Source organism: Tersicoccus sp. Bi-70, from assembly GCF_001968825.1.
Classification (GTDB): Bacteria; Actinomycetota; Actinomycetes; order Actinomycetales; family Micrococcaceae; genus Tersicoccus.
Genome location: NZ_MIEU01000010.1, coordinates 55,460 through 80,032, shown reverse-complemented (window position 1 = coordinate 80,032; position 24,573 = coordinate 55,460). Strand labels below are relative to the sequence as shown.

The 24,573-nt window shown below is 73.5% G+C and carries 26 protein-coding genes; 9 read left to right on the top strand and 17 right to left on the bottom strand.

The features are described from left to right. Positions 1 to 3: 3 nt before the first annotated feature. Together BGP79_RS04285 and BGP79_RS04280 are read right to left on the bottom strand one after the other, a co-directional pair. Positions 4 to 702: an SDR family oxidoreductase gene (locus BGP79_RS04285; RefSeq protein WP_143588307.1), complete on the bottom strand. Its 699-nt coding sequence runs from the start codon at positions 700 to 702 to the stop codon at positions 4 to 6. Positions 703 to 872: 170 nt separating this feature from the next. Next, complete coding sequence (locus tag BGP79_RS04280; RefSeq protein WP_076693436.1) at positions 873 to 1,406, bottom strand: hypothetical protein; 534 nt, start codon at positions 1,404 to 1,406, stop codon at positions 873 to 875. Between the two features lie 169 nt (positions 1,407 to 1,575). On the opposite strand from BGP79_RS04280, the gene gluQRS reads away from it, so the two are divergent. Then, complete coding sequence (gene gluQRS / locus BGP79_RS04275; RefSeq protein WP_076693435.1) at positions 1,576 to 2,469, top strand: tRNA glutamyl-Q(34) synthetase GluQRS; 894 nt, start codon at positions 1,576 to 1,578, stop codon at positions 2,467 to 2,469. 70 nt (positions 2,470 to 2,539) lie between these two features. On the opposite strand, the gene BGP79_RS04270 is transcribed toward gluQRS, so the two are convergent. Beyond that, positions 2,540 to 3,142: a TetR/AcrR family transcriptional regulator gene (locus BGP79_RS04270; RefSeq protein WP_076693434.1), complete on the bottom strand. Its 603-nt coding sequence runs from the start codon at positions 3,140 to 3,142 to the stop codon at positions 2,540 to 2,542. Next, complete coding sequence (locus tag BGP79_RS04265) at positions 3,139 to 4,512, bottom strand: FAD-dependent oxidoreductase (RefSeq protein WP_076693433.1); 1,374 nt, start codon at positions 4,510 to 4,512, stop codon at positions 3,139 to 3,141. The genes BGP79_RS04270 and BGP79_RS04265 overlap by 4 nt, the downstream gene beginning before the upstream one ends. A 172-nt stretch (positions 4,513 to 4,684) precedes the next feature. Between BGP79_RS04265 and BGP79_RS04260 the strand changes: the two genes are divergently transcribed. After that, positions 4,685 to 5,056 carry a VOC family protein gene (locus BGP79_RS04260; protein WP_076693795.1) on the top strand — a complete coding sequence of 124 codons (372 nt, stop codon included), beginning with the start codon at positions 4,685 to 4,687 and terminating at the stop codon, positions 5,054 to 5,056. Between the two features lie 141 nt (positions 5,057 to 5,197). On the opposite strand, the gene BGP79_RS04255 is transcribed toward BGP79_RS04260, so the two are convergent. The 4 genes from BGP79_RS04255 to pdhA form a co-directional block, all read right to left on the bottom strand. Next, positions 5,198 to 5,653 carry an OsmC family protein gene (locus tag BGP79_RS04255; protein WP_076693432.1) on the bottom strand — a complete coding sequence of 152 codons (456 nt, stop codon included), beginning with the start codon at positions 5,651 to 5,653 and terminating at the stop codon, positions 5,198 to 5,200. Between the two features lie 119 nt (positions 5,654 to 5,772). Then, complete coding sequence (locus BGP79_RS04250; protein ID WP_076693431.1) at positions 5,773 to 7,365, bottom strand: dihydrolipoamide acetyltransferase family protein; 1,593 nt, start codon at positions 7,363 to 7,365, stop codon at positions 5,773 to 5,775. After that, positions 7,362 to 8,486, bottom strand: coding sequence for an alpha-ketoacid dehydrogenase subunit beta (locus BGP79_RS04245; RefSeq protein WP_233121109.1), 1,125 nt, complete (start codon positions 8,484 to 8,486; stop codon positions 7,362 to 7,364). The genes BGP79_RS04250 and BGP79_RS04245 overlap by 4 nt, the downstream gene beginning before the upstream one ends. Continuing rightward, a complete protein-coding gene (gene pdhA / locus BGP79_RS04240) occupies positions 8,483 to 9,682 on the bottom strand; it encodes a pyruvate dehydrogenase (acetyl-transferring) E1 component subunit alpha (RefSeq protein WP_076693430.1) in 1,200 nt (399 codons plus the stop codon). The genes BGP79_RS04245 and pdhA overlap by 4 nt, the downstream gene beginning before the upstream one ends. 235 nt (positions 9,683 to 9,917) lie before the next feature. Here pdhA and BGP79_RS04235 point away from each other — a divergent pair, with 235 nt between their 5' ends. The 4 genes from BGP79_RS04235 to BGP79_RS04220 all read left to right on the top strand — a co-directional run bounded on the left by BGP79_RS04235 (position 9,918) and on the right by BGP79_RS04220 (position 12,580). After that, positions 9,918 to 10,358: an Lrp/AsnC family transcriptional regulator gene (locus tag BGP79_RS04235; protein WP_076693429.1), complete on the top strand. Its 441-nt coding sequence runs from the start codon at positions 9,918 to 9,920 to the stop codon at positions 10,356 to 10,358. A gap of 230 nt (positions 10,359 to 10,588) precedes the next feature. Further along, positions 10,589 to 10,879, top strand: a complete 291-nt coding sequence (locus BGP79_RS04230; RefSeq protein WP_076693428.1) for a hypothetical protein — start codon at positions 10,589 to 10,591, stop codon at positions 10,877 to 10,879. Between the two features lie 71 nt (positions 10,880 to 10,950). Then, on the top strand, positions 10,951 to 11,682 hold the full coding sequence (locus BGP79_RS04225) for an ANTAR domain-containing protein (RefSeq protein WP_076693427.1): 732 nt from the start codon (positions 10,951 to 10,953) through the stop codon (positions 11,680 to 11,682). 226 nt (positions 11,683 to 11,908) lie between these two features. After that, on the top strand, positions 11,909 to 12,580 hold the full coding sequence (locus BGP79_RS04220; protein ID WP_076693426.1) for a GAF domain-containing protein: 672 nt from the start codon (positions 11,909 to 11,911) through the stop codon (positions 12,578 to 12,580). A 16-nt stretch (positions 12,581 to 12,596) separates the two neighbouring features. On the opposite strand, the gene BGP79_RS04215 is transcribed toward BGP79_RS04220, so the two are convergent. Continuing rightward, the gene (locus tag BGP79_RS04215; RefSeq protein ID WP_233121106.1) at positions 12,597 to 14,261 is read right to left on the bottom strand and encodes an ATP-binding cassette domain-containing protein; all 1,665 of its coding nucleotides are present in this window, start codon (positions 14,259 to 14,261) and stop codon (positions 12,597 to 12,599) included. A gap of 442 nt (positions 14,262 to 14,703) precedes the next feature. On the opposite strand from BGP79_RS04215, the gene BGP79_RS04210 reads away from it, so the two are divergent. After that, on the top strand, positions 14,704 to 15,627 hold the full coding sequence (locus BGP79_RS04210) for a glycosyltransferase family 2 protein (RefSeq protein WP_233121104.1): 924 nt from the start codon (positions 14,704 to 14,706) through the stop codon (positions 15,625 to 15,627). Further along, positions 15,624 to 16,538, top strand: a complete 915-nt coding sequence (locus tag BGP79_RS04205; protein WP_076693425.1) for a glycosyltransferase family 2 protein — start codon at positions 15,624 to 15,626, stop codon at positions 16,536 to 16,538. Before BGP79_RS04210 ends, BGP79_RS04205 begins: the two co-directional genes overlap by 4 nt. Positions 16,539 to 16,548: 10 nt before the next feature. On the opposite strand, the gene BGP79_RS04200 is transcribed toward BGP79_RS04205, so the two are convergent. From BGP79_RS04200 to BGP79_RS04180, 5 genes are read right to left on the bottom strand one after another with little or no spacing between them, the layout of a single operon-like run. After that, a complete protein-coding gene (locus BGP79_RS04200; RefSeq protein ID WP_076693424.1) occupies positions 16,549 to 16,869 on the bottom strand; it encodes a hypothetical protein in 321 nt (106 codons plus the stop codon). A 14-nt stretch (positions 16,870 to 16,883) separates the two neighbouring features. After that, positions 16,884 to 18,554, bottom strand: coding sequence for a hypothetical protein (locus BGP79_RS04195; protein ID WP_076693423.1), 1,671 nt, complete (start codon positions 18,552 to 18,554; stop codon positions 16,884 to 16,886). Positions 18,555 to 18,594: 40 nt separating this feature from the next. Continuing rightward, positions 18,595 to 19,884, bottom strand: a complete 1,290-nt coding sequence (locus BGP79_RS04190; RefSeq protein WP_076693422.1) for an HlyD family efflux transporter periplasmic adaptor subunit — start codon at positions 19,882 to 19,884, stop codon at positions 18,595 to 18,597. Positions 19,885 to 19,928: 44 nt separating this feature from the next. Then, entirely contained in the window at positions 19,929 to 20,237 is a 309-nt protein-coding gene (locus BGP79_RS04185) for a hypothetical protein (RefSeq protein ID WP_076693421.1), read from the bottom strand. Then, a complete protein-coding gene (locus BGP79_RS04180) occupies positions 20,234 to 20,608 on the bottom strand; it encodes a hypothetical protein (protein ID WP_158067132.1) in 375 nt (124 codons plus the stop codon). Before BGP79_RS04180 ends, BGP79_RS04185 begins: the two co-directional genes overlap by 4 nt. A 223-nt stretch (positions 20,609 to 20,831) precedes the next feature. On the opposite strand from BGP79_RS04180, the gene BGP79_RS04175 reads away from it, so the two are divergent. Beyond that, a complete protein-coding gene (locus BGP79_RS04175) occupies positions 20,832 to 21,326 on the top strand; it encodes a TMEM175 family protein (protein ID WP_233121101.1) in 495 nt (164 codons plus the stop codon). A 173-nt stretch (positions 21,327 to 21,499) separates the two neighbouring features. Here the strand turns inward: BGP79_RS04175 and BGP79_RS04170 are convergent, their stop codons facing one another. The 3 genes from BGP79_RS04170 to BGP79_RS04160 are packed head-to-tail and all read right to left on the bottom strand — an operon-like array spanning position 21,500 to position 24,572. Continuing rightward, complete coding sequence (locus BGP79_RS04170; protein ID WP_076693419.1) at positions 21,500 to 22,417, bottom strand: aminoglycoside phosphotransferase family protein; 918 nt, start codon at positions 22,415 to 22,417, stop codon at positions 21,500 to 21,502. Positions 22,418 to 22,446: 29 nt separating this feature from the next. Further along, positions 22,447 to 23,472, bottom strand: coding sequence for a UDP-glucuronic acid decarboxylase family protein (locus BGP79_RS04165; protein WP_233121099.1), 1,026 nt, complete (start codon positions 23,470 to 23,472; stop codon positions 22,447 to 22,449). A 2-nt stretch (positions 23,473 to 23,474) separates the two neighbouring features. After that, positions 23,475 to 24,572, bottom strand: coding sequence for a glycosyltransferase family 9 protein (locus BGP79_RS04160; RefSeq protein WP_083701561.1), 1,098 nt, complete (start codon positions 24,570 to 24,572; stop codon positions 23,475 to 23,477). Position 24,573: the final 1 nt, after the last annotated feature.

The following is a 24,573-nucleotide window of genomic DNA, read 5'->3' as shown; positions in this document are numbered from 1 at the left end:
CGGTCAGGTGGCCATCGGGCGCACGTTGAGGGACTCCACCTGGGCCTCCGGCGTCGCACCGAGGGCGAAGACCACGGCGCGGGCCACGGACTCCGGAGTCAGGTAGGCGTCGGCGCGGTAGTCGCCGCCCTGGTGGCCGACGATCTGGCGCTGCATGTCGGTGTCCACCTTGCCGGGGTGGATGGAGGTGACCCGCACACCGTGCTGCCGTTCCTCCTCGCGCAGGGTGTCGGCGAAGGCCCGCAGGGCGAACTTGCTGGCGCTGTAGACGCTGTTGCCGGGGTTGGTGAAGAAGCCGGACCCGGAATTGATCAGCACCACCTGGCCCCGGGCCCGGCGCAGGGCGGGCAGCAGCCGGCTCGTCAGGTCCGCGACGGCGACCACGTTGACCTCGAGGATCTCGCGCCACGTCTGCCGGGACAGCTCCTCGACGGTGCCCATCGCGGTGATGCCCGCCGAGTGGACCAGGGCGTCGAGCCGGTCGATCCGTCCGGCAGCCGCGGCGACGTCGTCCCCGGACGTCAGGTCGGCGACGAACGGCTCCGCGGACGGGAAGGACGCGGCGACCGCGGCGGCCAGGTCCCGGTCCCGGCCGCCGATCAGCAGGTGGTGGGTGGGGGCGAGTTCCTCGGCGACCGCGCGGCCGATGCCGCGGGTGCCGCCGGTGATGAGCACGTGGGGGCGGTTGTCCAGGTTGTCCATCGATCCAGCCTAGGACCGGCGGCGCCCGCACCCGCACTCGCAACAGGGAGGCGCCCACACGAGTGGGTGCCGCGGCCCTCCTCGCCGCGGCACCCGTGTCGTTCCCTCAGGCCCGTTCACTCAGGCCCGTTCACTCGTGTGGTCGGTGCTGCTCCGTCACCGCGGGTCGGTCACCAGCGGTGGGCGACGTCGACCACGAGCCGGCTCGTGGTGCCGTCGGCGAGCACGAAGGCGCGCATGGGCAGCCGCGCCCGGACGCCGACGCCGACGGTCGACTGGCCCTCGAAGCTCCCGCCCCAGGCCACCTGCCGCAGCGTCGAGTACCCGCTGACGTCCACCATCTCGGAGCGGTTGAGCGCCGGGCTCGTGCCGGAGGCGTTGACCACGACCTCCAGGTACGCGCCACCGCGCAGGGACAGCGGCAGGCCGGAGCCCTGCCGGAGCACCTGGTTCACGTACTGCACACGGAAGCCCACCGCGGGGCCCTGCACGTCGAACACCAGGCGGTCGTAGCAGTCGTGCTGGCCGGCGCGCACCCCGGTCAGCGTGGCCGCCGTCCACGGCAGCGTTCCCTTCGGCGTGGATCCCCAGGTGATCCCGCACCAGGGAGCCGCCGTCGTCGTGGCCGCCGTCGCCGTCGACGGGACCACCAGCAACGAACCGGCCAGCGCCACGGCGGCGAGGGCCGATCGTGTCCTTCTCATGACTACCTCCTCCGGCGGCCCCCGACGGCCGCCGATCCCCGGCATCACGCCCGGTGCGCGATGCACTCGGTGGCTCGATCGTAGGAACGCCGGGCGCCCCGGGATAGAGGGATTCTCCTGATCCCGGGCCGTGACCCGGGTCGCGGCCCGGCCTCAGTAGGGTGGACCGGTGAGTCCCACAGGCCGCTACGCCCCGTCCCCGACCGGGGACCTGCACGTCGGCAACCTGCGTACCGCGCTGCTGGCCTGGCTGTTCGCCCGCAGCACGGGCCGGGCGTTCCGGATGCGGGTCGAGGACCTGGACCGCGCCCGCTCAGGCTCGGCGGAACGTCAGCTGGCGGACCTGGCGGCGGTCGGCATCGACTGGGACGGCGACGTCGTCGTCCAGTCCACGCGCAACGTCCTGTACGCCGAGGCCCTCGAGACGTTGCGGGAGCGTGGACTCGTCTACGCGTGCTTCTGCACCCGCCGGGAGATCGCCGAGGCGGCGTCGGCCCCGCACGCGGCACCCGGCGCCTACCCCGGCACCTGCCGGAACCTCGACGACGCCGAGCGGGCGGCCCGGCGGGCGAGTGGCCGGCCCCCGGCGCTGCGGCTGCGCTCCGCGGTGGACTCCTTCACGGTGCACGACGTGCTCGCCGGCGAGTGGACCGGGCTCGTCGACGATCTCGTGCTCGTGCGCAACGACGGGACCGTCGCCTACAACTTCGCGGTGGTGCTCGACGACGGTCAGATGGGCATCGACCAGGTGGTCCGGGGCGACGATCTGCTCGCCTCCTCCCCACGGCAGGCCTACCTCGCGACCGTCCTCGGGCTGCAGCCGCCGACCTACGCCCACGTCCCGCTCGTGCTCGGGCCGACCGGGGCGCGGCTGGCCAAGCGGGACGGCGCGGTGACGCTGCGGGAGCTGACCGAGGACGGGGTTGCCGTCGCCGACGTCGTCGGAATGATCGCCGACTCGCTGGACCTGCGCGGTGCCCGCACGGCGGCGGCGATGCTCGAGCGGTTCGATCCGGCGGCCCTGCCCCGGCACCCCTGGACCTTCACGCCAGCTCGTCAATAGATGCTCTATCGGAGCCGGATTCGACCCCCGACGGGACATCTTGTGGCGAGCTGGCATCAGGGCAGGGCCGTCAGGGCAGCGGTCCGGTGAGGTAGCGCTGCAGGTTCGGTGCGATCAGGGCGACGATCTGCTCGTGCGGCATCGACGCGATCGGCTCCAGCTTGACCACGTACCGCGTCAGGATCAGCCCCGCGATCTGGCTCGCGACCAGGGACGCGCGCATCGCCCGCTCGGCGTCGTTCCCCGGCAGGTGCTCCACGATCGGCGTGAGCGCGCGGCGCTGGATGAACTGGCGCAGCAGCGCGACGCCCCAGTCCCGGTGCAGGCCGGAGCGGAACAGCCCGACGGCGGCGGCCCCGGCCGGGGAGTCCCACACCGGCAGCAGCGTGGCGAGCAGCCGGGCCGCGAGCCCCTCGGTGTCCGCCGGCCGCACGGACCGGACGTACTGCGCCGGGTCGAACGGCGCCTCCACCGCGGCCAGGAAGAGCGGCTCCTTCCCGCCGAAGTGGTGGTTGATCATGGCGGGATCGACGCCGGCGTCGGCGGCGATGGCCCGCACCGTGGCCCCGTCGAACCCGTCCGCGGCGAAGCGACGGCGGGCGGCGGCGAGGATCAGGGCCCGCGTGTCGTGCCCGGCACCACGCCGGCCGCGCCGGGGAGCCGGCGCCGTCATCCGGCGGCTGCCGCCCGCTCGCCGGCTGCCGCGCGCTCGTCCCGCATCGACCGCTCGTCCCGCGTCGACTCGCCGGGCGTGCGGTGTCCGGTCCGCCCGGGCCGTCGCGCGAACGACGGCGCGTGCTCGGGACGTGGACCGAGGGCGATCAGCCGCGCCGGTAGCGCCGAAAAGGCGGGCACGTGGCGAGCGAGCGCGATCATCACCGCCGGCGGCCCGCTCCGCTTCCCCTGGACGGCGGGCCCGAAGATCGCCGCCTGCAGCACTCGCTGCACGGCCTGGATGATGACCGTCGGCGGGTACCGGCGGCGCTGCACCGCGGCGAGGTCGCGCTCCGTGACGGTGCCGGCCTTCAGCGGTGCAGCCAGCCGAGTGGCGGCCGCGACGGCGTCCTGCACGGCGAGGTTGATGCCGACACCGCCGGCCGGGGACATGGCGTGCGCGGCGTCCCCGATCAGCAGCAGACCGGGCCGGTACCAGCGGCGCAGGCGATTGAGCTTGACGTCGAGCAGGTGCACCTCGTCCATCGACGCGATCGTGTCCACCCGGTCCGCCAGGTCCGGCCGCATCCCGGCGACGCGCTGCCGAAAGCGCTCGATGCCCTCGGCCCGCAGCTGCGCGTCGGCGCCCTTCTCCCGGAAGTAGGCGATCTGGAAGAAGGTGTTGCGGACCAGCGAGAGCATGATCTCGCCCTTCCCGAACACGGGCATCAGCGAGGAGTGCTGCCGTTCACCCTCGAATCGCGGCAGCCGGAACCACCACGTGTCGAACGGGACGGCGAACTCCTTCGGCACCAACCCGGCCTGCTCCCGGACGAGCGACCCACGCCCGTCGGAGGCCACGGTGAGCGGCGCCGTCAGCCGGTGCCGTGCGCCGGTGGCCCGGTCCACGTACTCGACACCGGTGACGGCGCCGTCCTCCTCCAGCAGCCGGGTGACCTCGGCCTGCATCCGGATGTCGAAGCCGGGCTCGGGCGTGGCCTGGTCGACGAGGAAGTCCAGCAGATCCCACTGCGGGATCATCGCGATGTAGTCGTACGGCGGCCGCAGCCGGCCGAAGTCCGCGAGGGTGACCGTCCTGCCGTCGCCCAGCGGCAGCTCGAAGTTAGCGAGCCGGTCCTGGGGCAGCGCCGCGAAGGCATCGCCGAAACCGAGCTCGTCCATCAGGCGAATGGTCGAGGCGTGCACGGTGTCCCCCCGGAAGTCGCGGAGGAAGTCGCGGTGCTTCTCGAGCACCGTCACCCGCACGCCGCCGCGGGCGAGGATCAGGGCGAGCATGACGCCGGCCGGTCCGCCGCCGACGACGATGCAGTCGCGGCTCTCCGTGATGACAGCGGCGTCGGCGTTCGACGGGAGGGAATCGGTGGACATGGCGGCCTCCTCGGGCTTCCAATTCAACAACCGTTGAATTAACGCTACGCCGAGCCGGTCGTGAGCGGAAGGGGGCAACCGTCTGCGGTCAGGCCCTGGCCGCAGACGGGTGTCGCACCGGCGAGCCCGGTCCTACGCTGACGCCATCACCGTGCTGCTCGAGGAGACCACCGTGGACTGGCGCATCGAACTGATCTTCTTCCCCGTCGCCGACGTCGACCGTTCCGTCGCCTTCTACCGCGACCAGGTCGGCTTCACCCTGGACCACGACCACACCCCGCACGAGGGCCTGCGATTCGTGCAGTTCACCCCGCCGGGCTCGGCGTGCTCGATCGCCTTCGGCACCGGTATCCACGACGCCGAACCGGGGAGCCAGCACAGCGTTCAGGTGGTGATTCCGGACGCCGACGAGGCGCTGGCGCACCTGACGAGCAACGGGGTCGACGCGCAGGGCGTGCAGGAACTGGCGTGGGGCCGGTTCGTCACCTTCGCCGACCCGGACGGGAACACCTGGACGCTCCAGCAGCTGCCGACGCGGAGCTGACGCACCGGGCCTGACAAACCGGAGCGCGTCGGCCGTCACGCCAGAGGGGACCGTTGCTGCCGTTCGGGACCGACGTTCACCGCCTCGGCGGAAGGAACGGTCCCACCGGCGATCCGAGCGACGGTGACGGCTGGCGCCGGATCAGTTCGCGCCGTCCCCGATGCGGACGTCGACGTCGAACCCGACCGGCGTGCCGTGCTCGACGGTCCGCGACACGGTGCAGTTCTTGTCGTGCGAGAGGGCGACGAGCCGGTCGACCATCCCCGCCGCCTGCCGGCCGGCCTCGTCGTCGGCGAAGGCCAGGTGGAAGCCCAGGTGGAGGTCCTCGACCCGGTTGCCGCCGCCGTCGTCGACGACCTTGCGGCCCGAGGCCTCGACGCGGAACTCGACCGGCTCGGTGCGCCGGGACGTGACGGTGTCGACGTCGATCGCGGAGCACCCGGCGATGGCGGCCAGCAGCAGCTCGACCGGGGAGAGCAGCCCGTCCGCCTGGCCGAAGCTGACGGACGCCCCGGCGGCGTTGCGCGCGGTGTAGCGGCCGGTGGCGTCGCGGGTCAGCTCGACGGAGCGCTGGGCGGGATCGGGAGTCTCGGTCATGGCCCCATCATGGCACCGGAGCAGGCGAGCCCCGGACCCGCTCGGTGCGACCGTTGCCGGGTTCACACGGTCGGTCGCGGACGACGCAACGGCCCCAGGACCCGACGCCGGCCCGGCGCCTACAGCTCGGCCAGCACCGAGGTCGGGTCCTCGATGGCCCGGGCGACGAACATGAGGAAGGCCGAGGCCGTCCCGCCGTCGCACACCCGGTGATCGAAGGCGAGCGTCAACTGGGTCACCCGGCGCACGCGGAGCCGCCCCTTGACCACCCACGGTTTCTCGATGATCCGCCCGACGCCGAGGATGCCGACCTCGGGGTGGTTGATGATCGCGGCGGAGCCGTCCACCCCGAACACCCCGTAGTTGTTCAGCGTGAAGGTGCCGCGGCGCAGCTCCTCGGGGGTGCACTTGCCGTCCCGCGCCCGGGCGGTGAGCGCCTTGAGCTCGGCGTCGAGTTCGCGGGCGTTCAGCCGGTGGGCATTCGGCACGGACGGGACGACGAGGCCGCGGTCGGTCTGGGCGGCGAAGCCGAGGTTGACACCGTCGACGGTGACGATGTGATCGCCGTCGATCCGGGCGTTGAGCTCGGGGTAGCGCATCAGTGCGGCCGCGGTGAACCGGCCGATCAGGGCCAGCAGGCCGGGCGCCCCGGCCGGGTCCGCCGCCTTGTGCCGCTCGCGCAGCTTGAGCAGCCGGGTCGCATCGACGTCGACCCAGACCGTGGCCTCGGGGATCTCCCGGCGGCTGCGGCTCATCGCCTCGGCGGTCACCTTCCGCACGCCGCGCATCTCGGTGCGCGCGGCGACGGGCAGGCCGCTGCGGCGGTCGGTCTCGCCCGTAGCGGGAGCGGTGACGGCGGCAGCGGGTGTCGGCGACGACGGGGCCGGGGTCTCCCCCAGACTGGCCGCGGCCTCCGTCGTCGCGGCCGAGGTACCGGTGCCGGCCGCCGCCTCGACGTCGCGGCGGAGGATGAGCCCGTCGCGGCCGGTGCCGGTGACCGCGTCCAGAGCGATCCCGAGCTCGCGGGCCAGCCGGCGCACGATCGGCGAGATCACCGACGGCGCGCGACGGTCACCGGGAGCGGGAGCCGCGGGGGCCGCCGGGGACGCGGGCGTCGCCGCGGAAGCAGGAGCAGGAGCCGCAGGAGCAGGAGCAGAAGGAGCGGACGCACCGCGCGGGCGCCGGGTCCGTCCCCGGGCGGCCGTGCCGCTGGTGCCGTAGCCGATCAGCACGTTCCCGGAGCCACCGGCGCTCGACTCCGCGGCGTCCCCGCCGGCGGTGTCGGGCGTGACCTCCGCGGGCGGCGTCGCCCCGGCGCGCTCCTCCTCGCGGTAGCTCAGGGCTCGCTCGGCACCCACCGGGGCGGTGCCGGGAGCGGCTCCGGCCGGGGCCGTGCCAGGATCAGCAGCGGCCCCGTCGGCGCCGCCGGAACCGGCCTCGACAGGAGCGGACGAGCCGCCCTCATCGACGCTGATCAGCGGGGATCCGACGTCGATCACCGCGCCGGCGTCGCCGTGCAGAGTCGCGACCACCCCGCCGAACGGGGAGGGCACCTCGACGACGGACTTGGCGGTCTCGACCTCGGCCACGGGCTGGTCGACGACGATCGTCTCGCCGACGGCGACGAGCCAGCGCACCAGCTCGCCCTCGGTCAGGCCCTCGCCGAGGTCCGGCAGGAGAAAGGTGCGCACGGTCGTGGTGGCGGTGGTCATCGGTCCTCCCACTGCAGGTCGTCCAGCGCGTCCAGGATGCGGTCGACGCTGGGCAGGTGATGGTGTTCGAGCTTGGGCGAGGGGTACGGGATGTCGAAGCCGGTCACCCGGCGCACGGGCGCAGCCAGCTGGTGGAAGCAGCGCTCCTGGATGCGGGCGACGAGCTCGGAGGCGACGGAGACGAAACCCTGCGACTCGGCCACGACCACCGCGCGGCCGGTGGCGCGCACGGCGGCGGTGATCGCCTCGTCGTCCAGCGGCACCAGGGTGCGCAGGTCGAGGACGGCGACGGAGCGCCCCTCGGCCTCCGCGGCGGCCGCGGCCGCGAGCGCCGTCGGCACGGACGGGCCGTAGGTGACGATGGTCGCGTCGGTCCCGGACCGGGCCAGGACCGCCTTGCCCTCCGCCCGGTCCTCACCGGTGGCGGCGTCGTCGCCGACGGACTCCTGCAGGGCCGCCAGGTCGAGCGTCTCCTTCGACCAGTACAGCTTCTTCGGCTCGAAGAACACGACCGGATCGTCGGACGCGATCGCCTCGCGCAGCATCCGGTAGGCGTCCGCGACGGTGGCCGGCGTGAAGATCTTCAGGCCCGGCGTGTGCGCGTAGTACGCCTCGGAGGAGTCGCAGTGATGCTCGACGCCTCCGATGCCGCCGCCGTAGGGGATGCGGATGACCAGGGGCAGCGAGACGGCACCCCGGGTGCGGTTGTGCATCTTGGCGACGTGGCTGAAGATCTGCTCGAGCGCCGGGTAGGCGAACGCGTCGAACTGCATCTCGACGACGGGTCGGAGGCCGTTCATCGCCATGCCGACGGCCATCCCGATGATGCCGGACTCGGCCAGCGGGGTGTCGAAGCAGCGGTCCTTGCCGAATCGGGCGGTCAACCCGTCGGTGATGCGGAAGACGCCGCCGAGCGTGCCGACGTCCTCGCCGAAGACGACGACGGAGGGGTCCGCCGCCATGGCGTCGGCCAGCGCCGTGTTCAGCGCCTTGGCAAAGGTCACCGGAGCAGGGGCAGCAGCGGCGGAACTGGCGGCGGCGTTGGCTGTCGCGGTGCTGATGTTGCCGTTGGCGTCCGACGACGTGGGGATGGTCTCGCGGGTCATCGTCGTGTCGCTCATGATGCGTCCTCCTCGCGGGACAGCTCGTCCGCCAGCTGGGCGGCCTGCTCCCGCAGCTGCGGGGTGGGCTCGGTGTAGACGTGGGCGAACAGGTCCTGCGGGTCAAGCTGGCTCTCGGCGTTCAGCGCCGCCCGCAGCGAGGCGGCGACCGCTTCGGCCTCCGCGGTGATGTCCGCCTCGGCGGCCTCGTCGAGCACGCCGGTGCCGGTCAGGTACGTGCGCAGCCGGGTCAGCGGGTCCTTCGCCGCCCAGCCGGCGACCTCCTCGTCCTGCCGGTACCGGGTGGCGTCGTCGGCGTTGGTGTGCGCCTGCATCCGGTAGGTGTGGGCCTCGACGAGCACCGGGCCGCTGCCGTCGCGGACGATCTCCACGCCGCGGCCGAGGACGGCGAGCAGCGCGGCGAGGTCGTTGCCGTCGACCCGCTCCCCCGGCAGGCCGTACCCGATGGCCTTGTGCGCGAGGGACGGGGCCGCGCTCTGATGGGCGAGGGGCACGGAGATCGCGTACTGGTTGTTCTGGATGAAGAAGATCACCGGCAGATGGAAGACGGCCGCGAAGTTCAGGGCCTCGTGGAAGTCGCCCTCGCTCGTGGCGCCGTCGCCGCACATCGCCAGCACCACGGTGTCCTCGCCGCGCAGCTTCGCGGCATGGGCGACGCCGACGGCGTGCAGGAGCTGGGTGGTCAGCGGCGTCGACTGGGTGGCGACGCGCTCGGCCATCGGGTCGTACCCCGCGTGCCAGTCGCCGCGGAAGGAGACCATGACCTTTGCCGGGTCGACGCCGCGGCTCATCACGGCGACGCTGTCCCGGTAGGTCGGCATCAGCCAGTCCTGCGCGGCGAGGCAGAACGCCGCGGCCACCTGGCAGGCCTCCTGCCCGTGGCTGGAGGGGTAGACGGCCATCCGGCCCTGCCGGACGAGCGCGGAGTTCTGGTCGTTGACGCGGCGGCCGACGACGAGCTTGCGGTAGGCGGCGAGCAGCGTCGCGTCGTCGGGGAACGCGTACTCGTGCCCGGGCTGCACGCGACCCTCGCCCGGGGCCTGGCGCACGCCGTGCTCGTCGACCATCTGGATCGGCGCGGTGGCCGGCAGCATGTAGTCCTCGAGGCTGATGCCGAACGGGGTGGTTCCCGGCCGTGGCCAGCGCCCGCCGGCCTCCTCGTCCGCCCCGGGATCCACGACGGTGGTCTCACTCATGATGCTCCCTTCCCTGACCTGCCTGCAGGCGCCGCTGTGACTCAGGGCACATGACGGTCCTGTCGCACCAGTATGCGGCTATCCGGCATTCCGTCACATCGATTACGCCCGAGGCCGGACGTTCTGCGCCCGTATGCGGTTTTCCTGGACGATATGCTCAACAAGCCGGGCTGGAGTCAGCGCGGCTGGACGATTCGATGCGCGCGCGGAGCGTGGCCGACGAGAGGACGCCGCCATGGAGCTGGACGAGGTCGACCGGGCGATGATCGCCGAGCTGCGCCGGGATGCCCGCCTGCCCGTCGCCACGCTCGCCGCACGCGTGCACATCTCGCGAGCCAACTGCTACACCCGGCTCAACCGGCTCACCGGCGAGGGGGTGATCAGCGGGTTCACCGCCGTGGTGGACCCGCTCAAGCTGGGCCTGAGCGCGTCCGCCTACGTCACCCTGCGGCTGCGGCAGCACTCGTGGCGGGAACTGCGGGCGCGGCTCGAGGCCGTCGACGAGATCGCCCACATCGCCCTGGTGGGCGGCAGCTTCGACGTCATCCTGCTCGTGCGCGCCCGCGACAACGCCGATCTGCGTCGCGTGGTGTTCGACCAGCTGCAGACCATGCCCGGAGTCCTCGACACCCAGACGTTCCTGATCTTCGAGGACACGGACACCCGGGCCGTCTGACCCGGGCGGGCGGAGACCGCTCCTGCCGCGCCGCGTGGCGTTTTGGTCCACGAGAGCACGGCTTCGTATGCTGATCATCTGGTCAAGCAGCGGCCCTTCCTTCAGTGTGTCGTCCTGCCAGAGGAGAGCGCCGCCGTGACCGCCCCCCATTCCTGTACCCCCGCTCGCGCTGGTGCACGCGCGGGTGCGGGTGCGCGCGCGGGCCAGGCGCCCGTCTGCCCGGGGGCCGCATGACCGACGACGTGCTCGGCGAGGACCCGGTCGCCCCGGATCTGCCCGCGGTCCGCGACATCTTCTCGGCTCCCAGTCATCGGTCCAGCGCGAGCACGTATCTACGCCCCACCGATCCGTTCCCCGACCTGACCGTGCTGACGCTCCGCGACCTGCAGATCCTCCACAGCCGGGTGGCCCGGCAACGGGAGGCGGAGTACCTGACCCTCGAGGGGCCCCATCCCGTCACGCTCGACCGCCTCGAGGAGTTGACCCGCGTGCTCGACTCCCAGGATCACCAGCTGCCCTGAGCGGCGTCCGTCCTCCTCCCTCCCCCCTTCCCCTCCCTCAGCCCCTCCCCAGCCCCTCCGAAAGGGACCCCGTGTCCACCCAGACCTCCGACGACTTCCTCGCCCAGCTCCAGGAGCTGATCCTGCGCAGCGACGAGTTCATCGACTTCCTCGAGGGCTTCACCGCCATGCTCGCCGACCTGATGCCCGCCGACATGGGCGAACTCTGCTACGCGGTGACCCTGATGCGGGAACGACGGCCCGACACCGTCTCCGCCTCCAGCGACCAGGCGCGCGCACTCGACGAGTCGCAGGGCCGGCACGCGGACGGCCCGTGTCTGACCTCCCTGCGGGAGCAGATCGTCGTGCACGTCGAGAACACCGCGACGGAGCGCCGCTGGCCGGAGTACACCGCGACCGCCGCGAAGGCGGAGGTCGGTTCCATCATCGCGGTGCCGTTCGAGCTCGAGGGGGAGGCGCGTGCCGCGCTGAACGTCTACGCCGGACAGCCACACGCCTTCGATGCCGCGGCCATCGAGATGATCCAGCGGCAGACCCGCCAGGCCACCGGCGCCCTGCGCCTCGCTCTGCGCCTGGCCCGCCACCGGGACACTGAGGCGGACCTGCGGGCCACGCTCGAGTCCCGGACCGACATCAACCTCGCGGTCGGGATCCTGATGGGACAGAACCAGTGCAGCCAGCAGCAGGCGGTCGCCATGCTCGAGTCCGCGTCGAACCACCGGAACATCAAGCTGCGGCAGATCGCCGCCGACCTGGTCGCCAGCATCGGCGGTGGCCAGGCGGCGACCCGCTTCGACGGCTGACTGACATTGCCCCGGATGTCGACGTACCGGGGACACCGTCGTCGCCCGCGTGTACGCTGGAACCGACGGTCGGACAGTGGCCGCACGTGCCGGTCCGCATCTGCGGAGGCACTGAACGAAAGGCCACTGTGATGTCCGAACATCCGGTCGTCCCCGCCCCCCGGACTCCTCGCGACGGTTCGTCCTCCTCGCCTCAGGAACGCCGGCTGGTCATGAGCGTCGCCCGGTGACGCCGCCGACCTACACCGAGCAGTTCAAGGCGCAGGCCGTCCGGATGGTCCAGGACCACCGGCCGGACCCGACGGTCGCGTCGCCGGCGCTCTCCGTCGCCCGGCTCCTCGGCCTCGAGGCAGACCTGCTGCTGGCCTGGGTCGCCGCCTCGGTCACACCGGCGCCCTCTCCGGCCCGTCAGCAGGGGGGCTGGGACGACGACCTCCGGGACGTGACGGACGTCCAGGACTTCCTGGAGCGCCTCACCGGTGTCGTCACCGACGGGCTGCGCGCCACCGACCCGTATGTGCGGTGCACCATCATGGCGTTCGACGGCGGCGTCGGGCGGACGCTCGCCGCCAGCACCGACAGTGCTCGCGACATCGATGCCGTGCAGTTCGACACCGGCGAGGGCCCGTCCCTGCTGGCGGGGCGGACGCAGTCCCTGGTGCTCGTCGGCGACGTCACGACGGAGGGACGCTGGTCCAGCTTCGCGTGGACGGCCGCCCGTCACGGCGTGGTCTCGATGATCGGCGTCCCCTTCCTCGTCTCCGGCGTCGGGCCGGCCGCGTTGAGCGCGTACGCACCCCAGGCGCATGCCTTCAGCAGCGACGCCATCCAGCAGGTCCGCGAGCGGACCGACCGGGCGTCGCGCCTGCTCCGCTCAACGGCCCCGCGCTCGAGCTGATCGGCCACCCGCCCCGTCAACCGCCGAGCGCGAGGCGGCGGCCGGTCCAGCGCTCGCGCAGCCAACGGTCGTGCGTGGCGAGGACGACGGTCCCGTCCCACTCGGCCAGCGCCGCCTCCAGGTCCTCCACCAGCCCGAGGGCCAGGTGGTTCGTCGGCTCGTCCAGCAGCAGGACGTCCGGCGGGCTGGCCAGCACCGCGGCGAGCGCGACCCGGCGGCGCTGCCCGGGTGAGAGGTCGCGCAGCGGCCGGCGCAGATCCTCGGCCGCGAGCAGCCCGAGTTCGACGGGGCCGGGCAGGTCCACGGGCTCGCCCGGCCGCCGCGTCTGCCGCAGCGCCGAGCGGAAGGCCTCGAGGGCGGTACCGTCGCCGTCGGGCCGTGGGTCGTGCTGGCCGAGCCGGCCGATGACCAGCCCGTCCTCGCGGTCCAGCTCCCCGGACCCGGCCGCGAGCCGGCCGGCCAGCACGTCCAGCAGGGTGGACTTGCCCGCCCCGTTGGGGCCGGTGACGAGCAGGTGGTCGCCGGCTCGGAGGTCGACGTCGACGGCGTCCAGGCGGCCGGGCACCGCGACCGCCCGACCCTGGATCAACGTCGTCGCCTCCCGGACCCGGGCGTGGGGCGCCCCCACCCGCGCACGCGGCGTCCGGGCGCCGGGTGCCGGTCCGGTCGGCGCGGTTCCCCGGGACGCCGTTCCCGTGAGCGCCGTCAGCCGCAGCGGTTCCGGCGGCGCGACGATCGCCTCCCGCTCCAGGGTGTCCAGGCGGCTGCGGGCCGCGTGCAGGCGATTGCCCAGGGTCTTCGCGGCCCGGTCGGCGTAGAACGTGGTCGAGGCGCGCGTCTCGCTCTTCGACGTCGACCGGTGGAAGAGGTCGCCCTCCCCCAGGCCGGTGGCCTCCTCGAGCCGGGCGCGCTCCTCCTCCTGGTCCGCGTACCGGGCGGCCCAGCGGCGCCGCGCCCGCGCGCGAGCGCTCAGGTAGTCGCTGTAGCCGCCGGTCCACGCGGTGCCCTGCCGGTCACCGCCCGCGCCGTCCGGATCCAGGCCGGGGTCGAGATCGACGATGCCGGTCGCGACGGCGTCGAGGAACCACCGGTCGTGACTGGCCATGAGCACCGGCCCGCGCCACGCCGCCAGTTCCCAAGCGAGGAAGTCCATGGCGCCGTCGTCGAGGTGGTTGGTCGGCTCGTCCAGCAGCAGCGCCTCCGGCCGGGAGAGCAGCAGGGCGGCCAGCTGCAGCCGTCGCCGCTCGCCGCCCGAGACGCCGGTGACGGCCCGCCCGGACGGCAGGTGGTCCAGCCCGAGGCCGGTCAGGACCGCGGCGATCCGCGCGTCCAGACTCCATGCCTCGTCCCGCTCGGCGTCCCGCAGGGCGGCGTCCCACGCGTCCGCCACCGTCGGGTCGTCCGGCTCGGCGCTCAGCTGCTCACCGAGCGACTCGATGCGGCCGGCGAGGGCGCGGACGTCGGCGACGGCGTCCTCGACGAGCGAGCCGACGGTGGCCGCGGCGTCGTACGGGGCCTGCTGGTGCAGCAGCCCGGGCGCGTCCGGCCGCTGCACGACACCGCGGTCCGGCGTGAGCAGCCCGGCGGCGATGCGCAGCAGTGTCGACTTGCCGCTGCCGTTCTCCCCGATCAGGCCGATGCGTTCGCCGGCGTTGACGGTCAGCGTGACGTCGGTGAGCACGCGGCGGTCCGGCCGCGTCGGGTAGGAGAAGCCGACCCCGTCCAGGCGAAGACCCGCCCAACGGGCAGCAGGAGGTCGGGCAGCAGGAGGTCGGGCAGCAGAAGGCCGGGCAGCACGAGGCCGGGCAGAGGAGTCGCGCGCAGCGGAAGGGCGGGCAGAGGAGGGGGTCATGAGGTTCCTGACGAGGGAAGGGAACCCGCCGGGCCGTGCCCCCGGGAAGAGGGGTCCGGACGACGTGACCGGTCGGGTCGACCGGGAGCTGGACTGCTCGTCGTCGTCAGGGGCCGCGGACGCGGGATGCTGGCTCGTCACCGGAACATGCGTGCCATCGTAGCGGGTGCCCGCAGCCGCGTCACGGCCGGGATCCGGGCGGCGTGAACCGTAGGATGTTCCGTGTGCTGACGCCCCGATCGGGGCGTCGGTGGAGTCGAGAGGGAGAACTGTGACCGCCAGCGCCGAACCCGGGCCCGGTACCCCCCTCGACGCCCGGATGACCGTCGTCATCGCCACCCGGAACCGGCGCGACGAGCTGCTGGAGAACCTCCGCCACCACGAGTCACCCGTGATCGTCGTCGACAACGCCTCGACCGACGGCACCTCCGCAGCGGTGGCCGCCGCGTTCCCCGAGGTCACGGTGATCCCGCTGATGATCAACGCGGGCGCCGCCGCCCGCACGCTCGGCGCCCAGTTCGCCCACACCGCGTACGTGGCCTTCGCCGACGACGACTCCTGGTGGGCTCCCGGCGCCCTGGCCGCGGCCGCCGATGTGTTCGACGCACACTCCAGCCTCGGCGCCCTCGCCGGATCCCTCGTCGTCGGCCCGGGCGAGGATCCCGACCCGATCAACGCGGTGCTCGCCGCCTCGCCGCTCGGCACCCCGCCGGGCTGGCCCGGCCCCGCTCTGCTCGGCTTCGTCGCGTGCGGGACGATCGTGCGCCGTCGCGCGTTCCTCGCCGTCGGCGGGTTCGACGACATCGTCCGGTTCCCCGGCGAGGAGGAGCGCCTCGCCCTCGACCTGGTCGACGCCGGCTGGCAGGTGGCCCACGTGGCCGCCGTCCGGGCGCACCACCACCCGTCGCTGCAGCGGGACACCGACCGGCGGCGGCAGTCCGAGTTGATCCGCAGCCGGTTGCTGACCGCCCTGCTGCGCCGCAGCTGGGCGGAGGTCGCCCGGCAGACCGGCACGGCCCTGGTCAGCGACGGTGGATGGCGTGCGCTCACCGAGGCGATCCGCCGGAGCCCGGCGGCGTTGCGGGCCCGGCGTCGGCTCACCCCCGCCACCGAGGCCTCCCTCGCCGCACTGCGGTCCGGCGTCCCGCTGCCGGGACCGGCCGACGGAACCCGCGTGCCGATCCGCACCCGATGACGGAGGCCACCCCGCGGCCGGATCCGCGGATCGCCGTCGTCATGATCACCCACAACCGTCGGGACGAGGCCCTGCTCTCGCTCGACCGGCTGCGCCGGCTTCCCGAGCAGCCGCACGTGGTGGTCGTGGACAACGGCTCCACGGACGGCACGGCCGCCGCGATCGAGGCCGAGCACCCCTGGGCGGAGTTGATCGCCAGTTCCGAGAACCTCGGCGCGGTAGGGCGCAACGTGGCGGTGGCGCGGCTGGACGCCCCGTACGTCGGCTTCTGCGACGACGACACGTGGTGGGAGCCCGGGTCGCTGCGCCGGGCCGCCGACGCCCTCGACGCCCACCCGAGCCTCGGCGTCGTGACCGGGAAGATCCTCGTCGAACCGGGCGGCACGGAGGACCCCATCAACGCGGAGCTGCTGCACTCCCCCGTCGAGACCGCCGGGTCCATGCCGGGCCCCGCGCTGGGCAGTTTCCTCGCGGGGGCGTCCGTGATCCGCCGGTCCGCGTACACCGCGGTCGGCGGATTCCACGAGCGGCTGTGGCTCGGCGGCGAGGAGGAGCTGATGGCCGCGGACCTGGCCACGGCCGGCTGGGAGCTGTGCCACCTGCCCGACGTCGTGATCCACCATCAGGCGTCCACCGCGCGGGATCCGCACCTGCGCCGTCGGCACGGCCTGCGCAACACCCTCTGGTTCACGTGGCTGCGCCGCCCCTTTCCGGCGCTCGTGCGGCGCACGGGTCACGTGCTCGCCGGCGCCCCGCGGGACCGGGTGACGGCCGCCGCGGTGCTCGACGCGGTCCGTGGGCTGCCGTGGGTGCTGCGGGACCGGCGCCCGCTTCCCCGGCACGTCGAGCGGCGGTTCCGGGTGCTCGAGGCCTCGCAGCGGACCAGCGCGGCCCGCCGCTACGTCAGCTGAGCCCGCGGGCTCAGTTCCCCACCAGGAAGTTCTCGATCGGCTCGAACACCGTGATGGTCACCTGCACCGCGAGCGGCTCGTCCCAGTCGACGTGCAGGATGAACTCCACGCCGCCGGCGGCGCCCTCCGGGTCGTGCGGGCCGATGTTGGAGACCCAGATGTCGGCGTCGCCCAGGTGCGGGCGGCCGGTCTCGTCATAGGGATCCCGGCCGGCCACCCACTCGGCGGCGGTGACCAGCACCGCCGAGCGCTTGGCGATGGGCTCCCAGTCGTGGTTGATCCGGCACCGGCCCTGCATGTTCCGGTAGACGAGGCGGATCGAGCGTGCCATGGTCCTCTCCTTGCTCACTTGACGTACCGGACAGCCTCCGTGGGGCTGATCCAGAGGTGCTTGACGGACCGGATCGGGACGAGCTGCTCCCCGATGGCGCGGGTCTCGAGCTGGTACTTGAGGCTGTAGTTCAGGCTCTGCGTCGCGGCCCTGTCCAGGTACCAGCTTTCGAGCCAGGTGTACGGGCCGTGCAGCTTCAGCTCCTGCTGGAACGCCCCGCCGTACTTCACGACGTCCACGCCGCGCCCGCTGCCCGCCGCCTCCGCGGCGGCGTGCCCCGCGACCCCGGCGAGGTCCAGCCGGCCACTGACGCCCATCTCCTCGCGGAACGCGGCGATGGCCCGCAGGTCCTCGACGGTGAAGTCGCGGTTCAGCTTCGCGGCCACCTGCTCGACCGTCTCGGCCCGCGCCCGGAACCCCAGCGCGGCCACGTCCTTGAGCAGCAGCGCGGAGGAGGCCCGCTCCGTCGTCGTCGCCGCCGGCAGCACCGTCGCGTAGAGCCGGGACGGGTTGCCCCGGGCGGTCGCCAGGTCCTCGACGACGCGGCCGACGACGGCGTAGCGGTGCGAGACCTCGACGTCGCCCCCGCTGAGCACCAGCCCGGTGGTGCCGAACCCGAGCGCCGTGGGCGAGGCGGTGAGGGCGAAGACGTAGTCCAGCTGGCCGCTCATCCGGACCGTCTCGGTGGTGTCCGCGCCGCTGAAGGCCAGGGCCAGGCCGGAGGAGGCCTGGGCGGTCCCGGACGCGAATCCCATCGCCCCGATCAACGGCAGCGCGAGGCCACCCGTGCCGTAGACGATGGCCCCGGAGACGAGCATCGTGCCCACGCCCTCGGCGACGTGACCCATGCCGGTCAGGGCCGCGGAGCGCCGGACCTCCAGCGGGTGGGAGCGCAGCTCGTTCACGGTGGCGGCGAGCCGGTACTCGTCGCTCACGGTGGTCTGGAGCGCCTGCGCGGCGAGCTGCTGCAGGTCCGCCTCCCCCGCTCCGACGATCGTCGCGCGGCCCGCGGCCAGCGCCTCGATGGCGGCGTGGCTCTCGTCCAGCTCGGCCTGGATCTGGTTGCGCACGCTCGACTCGGTCGCGTCGCTCGCCCGGGGTGGCAGGCACGAGGTCCGGGCCGGGTCGCAGACGACGACGTTGTCGGCCAGCAGGTAGGGCGAGGAGAGCAGGCGCGGGGGCCGGCCCACGACGGAGGTCCCGCCGGTCCTGGGCCGGATCGGGCGGTCGAGGGCGGTCAGGGGATCGAACGCCGGGGCGCCCGTGTACGGGTCGGGGTGCTCGACCTCGGTGGGAAGACCGGTGAACGGGTCGACGTCGACACCGGTGAACGGGGCGAGGCCGAGCGGGGTCTCGCTGCCGGTCGACGACCACCCGTCCCGTGGCCGGCCGCTGCCGACCCCGGAGCGGGGCTGGCCGCCCGGGACCGTTCGCGGCGGGGTGAGTGCGGGCGAGAACAGGTCGGGCGCCGGGGTGTCGGGCAGGTGGGTCTGCGGCGGCGCCACCGACCCGGGCGGACCGATGTCGTCACCGGCGTAGCCGCCGTTGCCGGTGTAGTCGCCGGCGTTGCCGAGACTCCAGTGGTTCAGGTAGGCCAGGATGGCGGCGATGTCCCCGCCGCCGCCGAACGAGCCGGAGCCGCCCGGCTCGCTGCCGCCTCCCGGATCGCCCTCCCCCGGACACATGCCACGCGCCTCCGTCCTCGTCCCGGCCCTGCTGCCCGCGTCAGCTCAGGGTCACCTGGGTGAACTCCGCGTCGAACGTCCAGTCCAGCGGCAGGATCGGGTTCCCGGCGCCGTCGACGTTGGGGGCGTCGACGACCACCTCCCACCGGGCGCCGTCCCCCGTCCCCCGGGCCGCCACGACCGTCCCCGTCATGGTGGTCACCGGACCCGCCGCCCCGCTGAGCGTCGTCACCACCGTGGCCGCCGCACCGAGCGCCACCGGACCGTGGTGCACCAGGGAACCGACCAGCCGGACCCGGCGGTGGTCCTCGACGCGGAGCACCGGCTCGCCCGCGTCGACGGGCTCCCCCGGGTTCTTGTACACGCCCGTCACCACTCCGGCCACCGGGGAGGTGAGGAACGAGCGGAGCAGGGCGACCTGCAGCTGGTAGACGTCGTTGTCGAGCGAGGCGAGTTCGTTGGCGAAGATCGTCTCCAGGTGCGGCATGTTCTGCTCGAGTAGGTACGACTCGAACCGCTGGTCCATCAGGCTGATCTGGGCCCGGTGGTTCCGGGCCCGCGCCTCCAGGTTCGGGGTGCGGTACTCGTGGTCGACATGGGTGGCCGACTGGGTGCCGGACGAACTGCCGTGCTCCCGCGACTGTTCGTAGGTCCGTCCCACGGTCAGCGGGGCGGCGTCGCTGCCGTTGGCGGTGAAGCGCATCGCCTCGTAGCCCTCCCACGGTGCCGGAAGCAGGTGGGGAATCCTCGACCCCTTCGGCGCGTACCGGCCCACGCTCTCCTGGATGAAGCTGGACCCGCGATCTCCGCCGCCGCGGTTCCGGGTGGCGGACTCGAGGAAGCTGGTCGTCGAGCGCACGACCCCGACCTCGTCCTCGTCGTACGCCTGCTGCAGGTCCATGGCCTGCTGCTGGGCGAGGTCGCTGAGGGTCTGCAGCCGGTTGGGCTTGGACGCGGGCGAGGTGCGGGAGTAGTAGCCGCGGATGGTGGAGATGACGAATCCGGCGTTGGCGTACTTGGAGAAGTACACGTTCTGCCGGGAGTTGACGGCGCTGTCCAGGATGGCCCTTCGGTCCTCGTTCCGGAGAGTGGCCAGCGCGAAGCTGTTCGCGAGATTCCGGATGGCCTGCCCGTCGGCGCCGAGGCGAGAGGGGTCGCCCGGGTTGACGTTGGCCTCCTTCACCAGGTCGGTGAGCTTCTCCCAGGGGATGTCCGGGACGGTGTCCCCGAGGTCGACGGGGCGGGTGTCGAGGATCCCGCCGATCTCGAACCCGAGGTAGGCGACGGTGCGCGGTCGCGCCGTCATCGTGATGACCCTGGCGGTGCCCATCACGGGCTCCTCTCCGGCGGAAGGACTGGTCGGTGTCGGCGGCGTCAGCGCAGGACGCAGTGCAGGAGCGAGTCGACGGCGCTCTCGGCGTAGACGCCCGCGAGGTGGTTGACGGGCAGGGTGAGGCACTCGCCGGCCTGGATGGTGCCCAGGTCGGTGGTGGCCCCGGCGGCGGTGCGGGTTCCGATGGTGACCGGTTCGCCCGCGCCGTCGTTGGCCAGGTGCAGCAGCGGGGCCGTCGCGAAGTCGACGTCGGTGGTCATGCCTGCGGAGCCCCACACGTAACGGCGCCCGCGGACCTTGACCGTCCAGGCGGGCCCGCCCCACGCGGTCTCCGGCGTCGGCGTGCTCATCGGTCCGGTTCGGTCGAGGCGGGCGGCAGGACGCCGGTCGGGGACCGGTACTCCGCGTCGTCGGCGGCGGCGCCGCTCGTGCTCGCCCGCGCGCTGAGGTGGACGACGAGGTGCTGGCGGTTCCGTGCAGCACGGCCCTCGTCGTGCCCGACGTCGCGCTCGTCGTCCACGATCCAGAACGCCGGTTCCTGCCGGCTCGCGGCGGGCTGCCACGTGACGTCCACCTCGACGGACACGCCGTCGACCGCGAACCCGGCGTCGTCCTGTTCACCCTCGCGGGCAGCGCCGCGTACCGCGCCGAGATCGGCCTGCAGGCGCACGAGGTAGTCCGTCAGGCTCAGTCGTGATCCGGGGTCCCCGGGCGTTCCCATCCGCGTCACCTCCGTCCCCGGTGGAGTGCGGAACTCGCCGGAGCGCTCGCCGTCGGTCCGCCACTTCATGCGGCGGTGTCGGTGCGTTTGACCCCGGATTGTAGTCCGCCGCCGCACCGGTGGCGAGGGCCCGGGGCGGGTCTTCGGGGTCTGTCCTCGGGGCGGCCGGACCAGCAGGATGGACACCGTGCGGGCCGACCGGGTCCGCTCCCGGAGGTGGACCGTGAGAAGTGAACGAACCGCCGCGTTCAGCGACGCCGTGATCGCCATCGCGATCACCGTCATGGTGCTGGAACTGCCCAAGCCCGACGGCCCGACCCTGGCGGCCCTGCGCGCGGACGTCCCGGTGCTGCTCGCGTACGTGCTCAGCTTCGTGTACCTCGGCATCTACTGGAACAACCATCACCAGATGCTGGCCGCGGTCTCCCGGGTCAACGGGTCGGTGCTCTGGGCGAACCTGCACCTGCTGTTCTGGCTCACGCTCGTGCCGTTCACGACGGCGTGGATGAGCGAGCAGGACTTCGCGCCGGTGCCCGTCGCCGCGTACGGCGTCGTGCTGCTGGCCAACGCGCTGGCCTACATGCTCCTGCAGAGCCGCCTGCTCCGAGCGCAGGGCGGACGCTCGTCCCTGCACCGGGCGCTCGGCCGCGACCTGAAGGGCAAGCTCTCACCGTTCCTCTACGTCGCCGGCATCCTGTTGACCCTGGTGCAGCCGTGAATGGGCATCACCGTGTACGTCGTCGTCGCGCTGATCTGGCTGATCCCGGACGCGCGGATCGAGCGGCAGCTCGCCCGCGACGGCGCCGCGGTGCCGGACGTCTCGACCACGGACTGACACCGTCGCCGGCTGCGGCCGGTCCGTCTGCGCGCGGTCGGCTCAGCCCGTCCGGCTCAGCCGGCGACGGGGTCGGCGAGCACCGCCCGGATCGTGCGTTCCTGGATGGCCCGGTGGTACCGGTCGTACGCCGTGTCCCGCTCGGCGCCGGTCACCGTGATGAGCGCCTTCCACAGCGCCCAGCCGCGCGCCAGGCGCCACGTCGCGGGCGGCAGGTCGACGGCGGCGGCGAAGAGGCGGCGTTCGGCCGCGTCGAAGAGGGTCCAGGCGATGACCAGGTCGCACGCCGGGTCGCCGACCCCGCAGGTGCCGAAGTCGATGACGGCGCTGAGCCGGCCGTCGACGGTGAGCAGATTGCCGACGCCGATGTCGCCGTGGAACCACCCGTCCGGCTGTTCGATCCCGGTCGCGAGCACCTCGCCCCACACGGCGGCGCAGGCGTCGACGTCGATGCCGTCGTCCTGCCGCGCTCGCAGGGCCGCGAGGACCGCCCGCACCTCGTCGTCGTACACCCGTGGGTGCTCACCCCGGAAGAAGCTGTGCGGACCGGCCACCGGCCCGCCGGCGGTCGGCAGTCCCCGCAGCGCCACGAGGAAGGCCCCGAGATCGCAGGCGAGGGCGTCCCGGTCCAGGGCGGGATCCGCGTCCGCCGTCGTCCCCGGCAACCAGCGCCGCACCGACCACGGGAACGGATAGCCCTCACCGGGGGCGCCCGTCGCCACGGGTGCGGGTACCGCCACGGGCAGGGCTCCGGCCAGGCGCGGGAGGACGAGGTCCTCCTTCTCGACCGCGGGAACGTAGCCGGCCGCACTCGGCAGCCGCGCCACCAGCTCGTCGCCGAGCCGGAAGGTGCGGTTGTCGTTGCCCTGGGGCGACACCGGCCGGACCGGCAGCGACGCCCACGCCGGGAACTGCGCGGCCACGAGCCGGGCGACGAGCCCGGCGTCGATCGCGGGCCTCACCTCATCGGTCATCGCAGCAGGCTACTGCCGGGCCTGGCGCCTCAGCGCACGGCCTCCACCGGATCCTCGGTCGAGCCCGCCCCGGTGCCGACGACGTCGACGGCCTCCCGGAACCAGTCGACGGTCCGCGTCAGCCCCTCCGCCCAGTCCACCTCGGGTGCCCAGCCGAGCACCTCGGTGGCCAGCGTCGTGTCCGGGCGGCGGACCATCGGGTCGTCCACCGGCCGGCCGATGAAGCGAACCTCGGAGTCGGAGCCGGTGGCGGCGATGACGTCGCGGGCGATCTGCAGCACCGAGAGCTCGTGCGGGTTGCCGATGTTCATCGGGCCGGAGTGCCCGCTCTCGGCCAGGGCCAGGATGCCGCGCACCAGGTCCGAGACGAAGCACACCGACCGGGTCTGGGCGCCGTCGCCGGCCACCGTCACCGGCTCGCCCGCGAGCGCCTGCCGGATGAACGTCGGGATGGCGCGGCCGTCGGACGGCCGCATCCGCGGGCCGAACGTGTTGAAGATCCGCACGATGGCGGTGTCCACCCCGTGCGTCTGCCGGTACGCCATGGTCAGGGCCTCGGCGTACCGCTTCGCCTCGTCGTACACCCCGCGCGGGCCCACCGGGTTGACGTGCCCCCAGTAGGTCTCCGGCTGCGGGTGCACCTGCGGGTCGCCGTAGACCTCGGAGGTGGAGGCGAGCAGGAACCGGGCGCCCTTCTCCTTCGCCAGGCCGAGCGCGTGGTTGGTGCCGATCGAACCGACCTTGAGCGTGTGGATGGGCAGCTTGAGGTAGTCCACCGGCGAGGCCGGGGAGGCGAAGTGCAGCACGAGGTCCACGTCGCCGGGCACGTGCACGTAGTCGGTGACGTCGCAGTGGACGAGCCGGAAGCCGGGGTCGTCGGCCAGGTGGGCGACGTTGCCCGGGTTGCCGGTGAGGAAGTTGTCCAGGGCGACGACCTCGACGCCGCGGCGGCGCAGTTCGGTGCCCAGATGGCTGCCGAGGAAACCGGCACCGCCGGTGATGACGGCGCGGCGCAGCGGGCGCGATCCGGCGAGGGTCTGCAGGGAATCGGTCACGATCATCCTTCGGGTGCGGTGACGGGCGTGGGAACGGGTGCGGGGTGCTCGGCCGACTCGGGGTCCGGCAGCTGGGCGGCGACGGCGGCGATCACCTCGGCGACGGTGATGGCGGCCAGGCGCTCGTCGAGCGTCTCGCCGTGCGGGTCCCCCCAGGTGGTGGCGGCGGGGTCGCCGTGCCACAACACGGTGTGCAGATGCTGGTCGACGACGGGGCCCCAGCGCGACGGCGGCGTCGGGCCGAACAGGAGCACGGACGGGACGGCCAGCGCCGTGGCGAGGTGCGCGGTGCCGGTGTCGCCGCTGAGCACGAGCGCCGCCCCGTCGACCACGGCCGTCAGCCCGGTCAGCCCGAGGGCGCCGCCGAGATCGCGCACACCGGGAAGGCCGTCGCTCACCGCCGCCGTCAGATCCCGTTCCCCGGCCGACCCGGTCACCAGGACCCGGCGGCCCCGGTCGACCAGGTGCTCGGCGACGGCACGCCACCGGTCGACCGGCCAGCGGCGCGAACCGAACGCGGCGCCCGGGTGCAGGACGACGGGCGCGTCGGCCGGGGCGGGACGCTGGAAGCGCAGCAGCAGGTCGGCGGGTCCGCACGGTCCGCCTGCGTCGGCGACCAGCCGGCACCAGCGCGCCACCTCGTGCTCGTCGGCATGCCACTCCGGGCCGTCGTGTCCCACCTCGGGGCAGGCGAAGGCGATCAGCCGGGACGGACGCGTCGCGGTCAGCAGCCGCTGGCTCGCCGGCCCGCGGCCGTGCAGGTCGACGGCGACGTGGCCGCCCGCGAGCGGGGGCAGGTCCACCAGACCCGGGGTGGGCAGCACGCCGTCGACGGCGCCGAGCTCGGTCAGCCAGGCGCCGACCGGTCCGGGGGCGGCCAGGATCAGGCGGTGGTCGGGGAACAGCCGGCGCAGCCCGCGCAGCGGTGCGATGCCGGCGAGGGCGTCGCCGAGCCCGAGCGCGCGCAGGACGAGGACGTCGCCCTCGCCGATGCCGGCGGGGTCGACGGCGTGCGGGACGTCGTCGGTCCCGGCGTCCTCGGGTGCGGTCCAGGCAGCCAGCGCGGCCGCCGTGTAGGGCTCGGGCCGGTCGTCGGCCATG

Bases quoted from the DNA above. Each gene is read 5' to 3' on its own strand.
- BGP79_RS04285 (WP_143588307.1), bottom strand. From the start codon at position 702: ATGGACAACCTGGACAACCGCCCCCACGTGCTCATCACCGGCGGCACC.
- BGP79_RS04280 (WP_076693436.1), bottom strand. From the start codon at position 1,406: ATGAGAAGGACACGATCGGCCCTCGCCGCCGTGGCGCTGGCCGGTTCG.
- BGP79_RS04270 (WP_076693434.1), bottom strand. From the start codon at position 3,142: ATGACGGCGCCGGCTCCCCGGCGCGGCCGGCGTGGTGCCGGGCACGAC.
- BGP79_RS04265 (WP_076693433.1), bottom strand. From the start codon at position 4,512: ATGTCCACCGATTCCCTCCCGTCGAACGCCGACGCCGCTGTCATCACG.
- BGP79_RS04255 (WP_076693432.1), bottom strand. From the start codon at position 5,653: ATGACCGAGACTCCCGATCCCGCCCAGCGCTCCGTCGAGCTGACCCGC.
- BGP79_RS04250 (WP_076693431.1), bottom strand. From the start codon at position 7,365: ATGACCACCGCCACCACGACCGTGCGCACCTTTCTCCTGCCGGACCTC.
- BGP79_RS04245 (WP_233121109.1), bottom strand. From the start codon at position 8,486: ATGAGCGACACGACGATGACCCGCGAGACCATCCCCACGTCGTCGGAC.
- pdhA (WP_076693430.1), bottom strand. From the start codon at position 9,682: ATGAGTGAGACCACCGTCGTGGATCCCGGGGCGGACGAGGAGGCCGGC.
- BGP79_RS04235 (WP_076693429.1), top strand. From the start codon at position 9,918: ATGGAGCTGGACGAGGTCGACCGGGCGATGATCGCCGAGCTGCGCCGG.
- BGP79_RS04230 (WP_076693428.1), top strand. From the start codon at position 10,589: ATGACCGACGACGTGCTCGGCGAGGACCCGGTCGCCCCGGATCTGCCC.
- BGP79_RS04205 (WP_076693425.1), top strand. From the start codon at position 15,624: ATGACGGAGGCCACCCCGCGGCCGGATCCGCGGATCGCCGTCGTCATG.
- BGP79_RS04200 (WP_076693424.1), bottom strand. From the start codon at position 16,869: ATGGCACGCTCGATCCGCCTCGTCTACCGGAACATGCAGGGCCGGTGC.
- BGP79_RS04195 (WP_076693423.1), bottom strand. From the start codon at position 18,554: ATGTGTCCGGGGGAGGGCGATCCGGGAGGCGGCAGCGAGCCGGGCGGC.
- BGP79_RS04190 (WP_076693422.1), bottom strand. From the start codon at position 19,884: ATGGGCACCGCCAGGGTCATCACGATGACGGCGCGACCGCGCACCGTC.
- BGP79_RS04185 (WP_076693421.1), bottom strand. From the start codon at position 20,237: ATGAGCACGCCGACGCCGGAGACCGCGTGGGGCGGGCCCGCCTGGACG.
- BGP79_RS04180 (WP_158067132.1), bottom strand. From the start codon at position 20,608: ATGGGAACGCCCGGGGACCCCGGATCACGACTGAGCCTGACGGACTAC.
- BGP79_RS04170 (WP_076693419.1), bottom strand. From the start codon at position 22,417: ATGACCGATGAGGTGAGGCCCGCGATCGACGCCGGGCTCGTCGCCCGG.
- BGP79_RS04160 (WP_083701561.1), bottom strand. From the start codon at position 24,572: ATGGCCGACGACCGGCCCGAGCCCTACACGGCGGCCGCGCTGGCTGCC.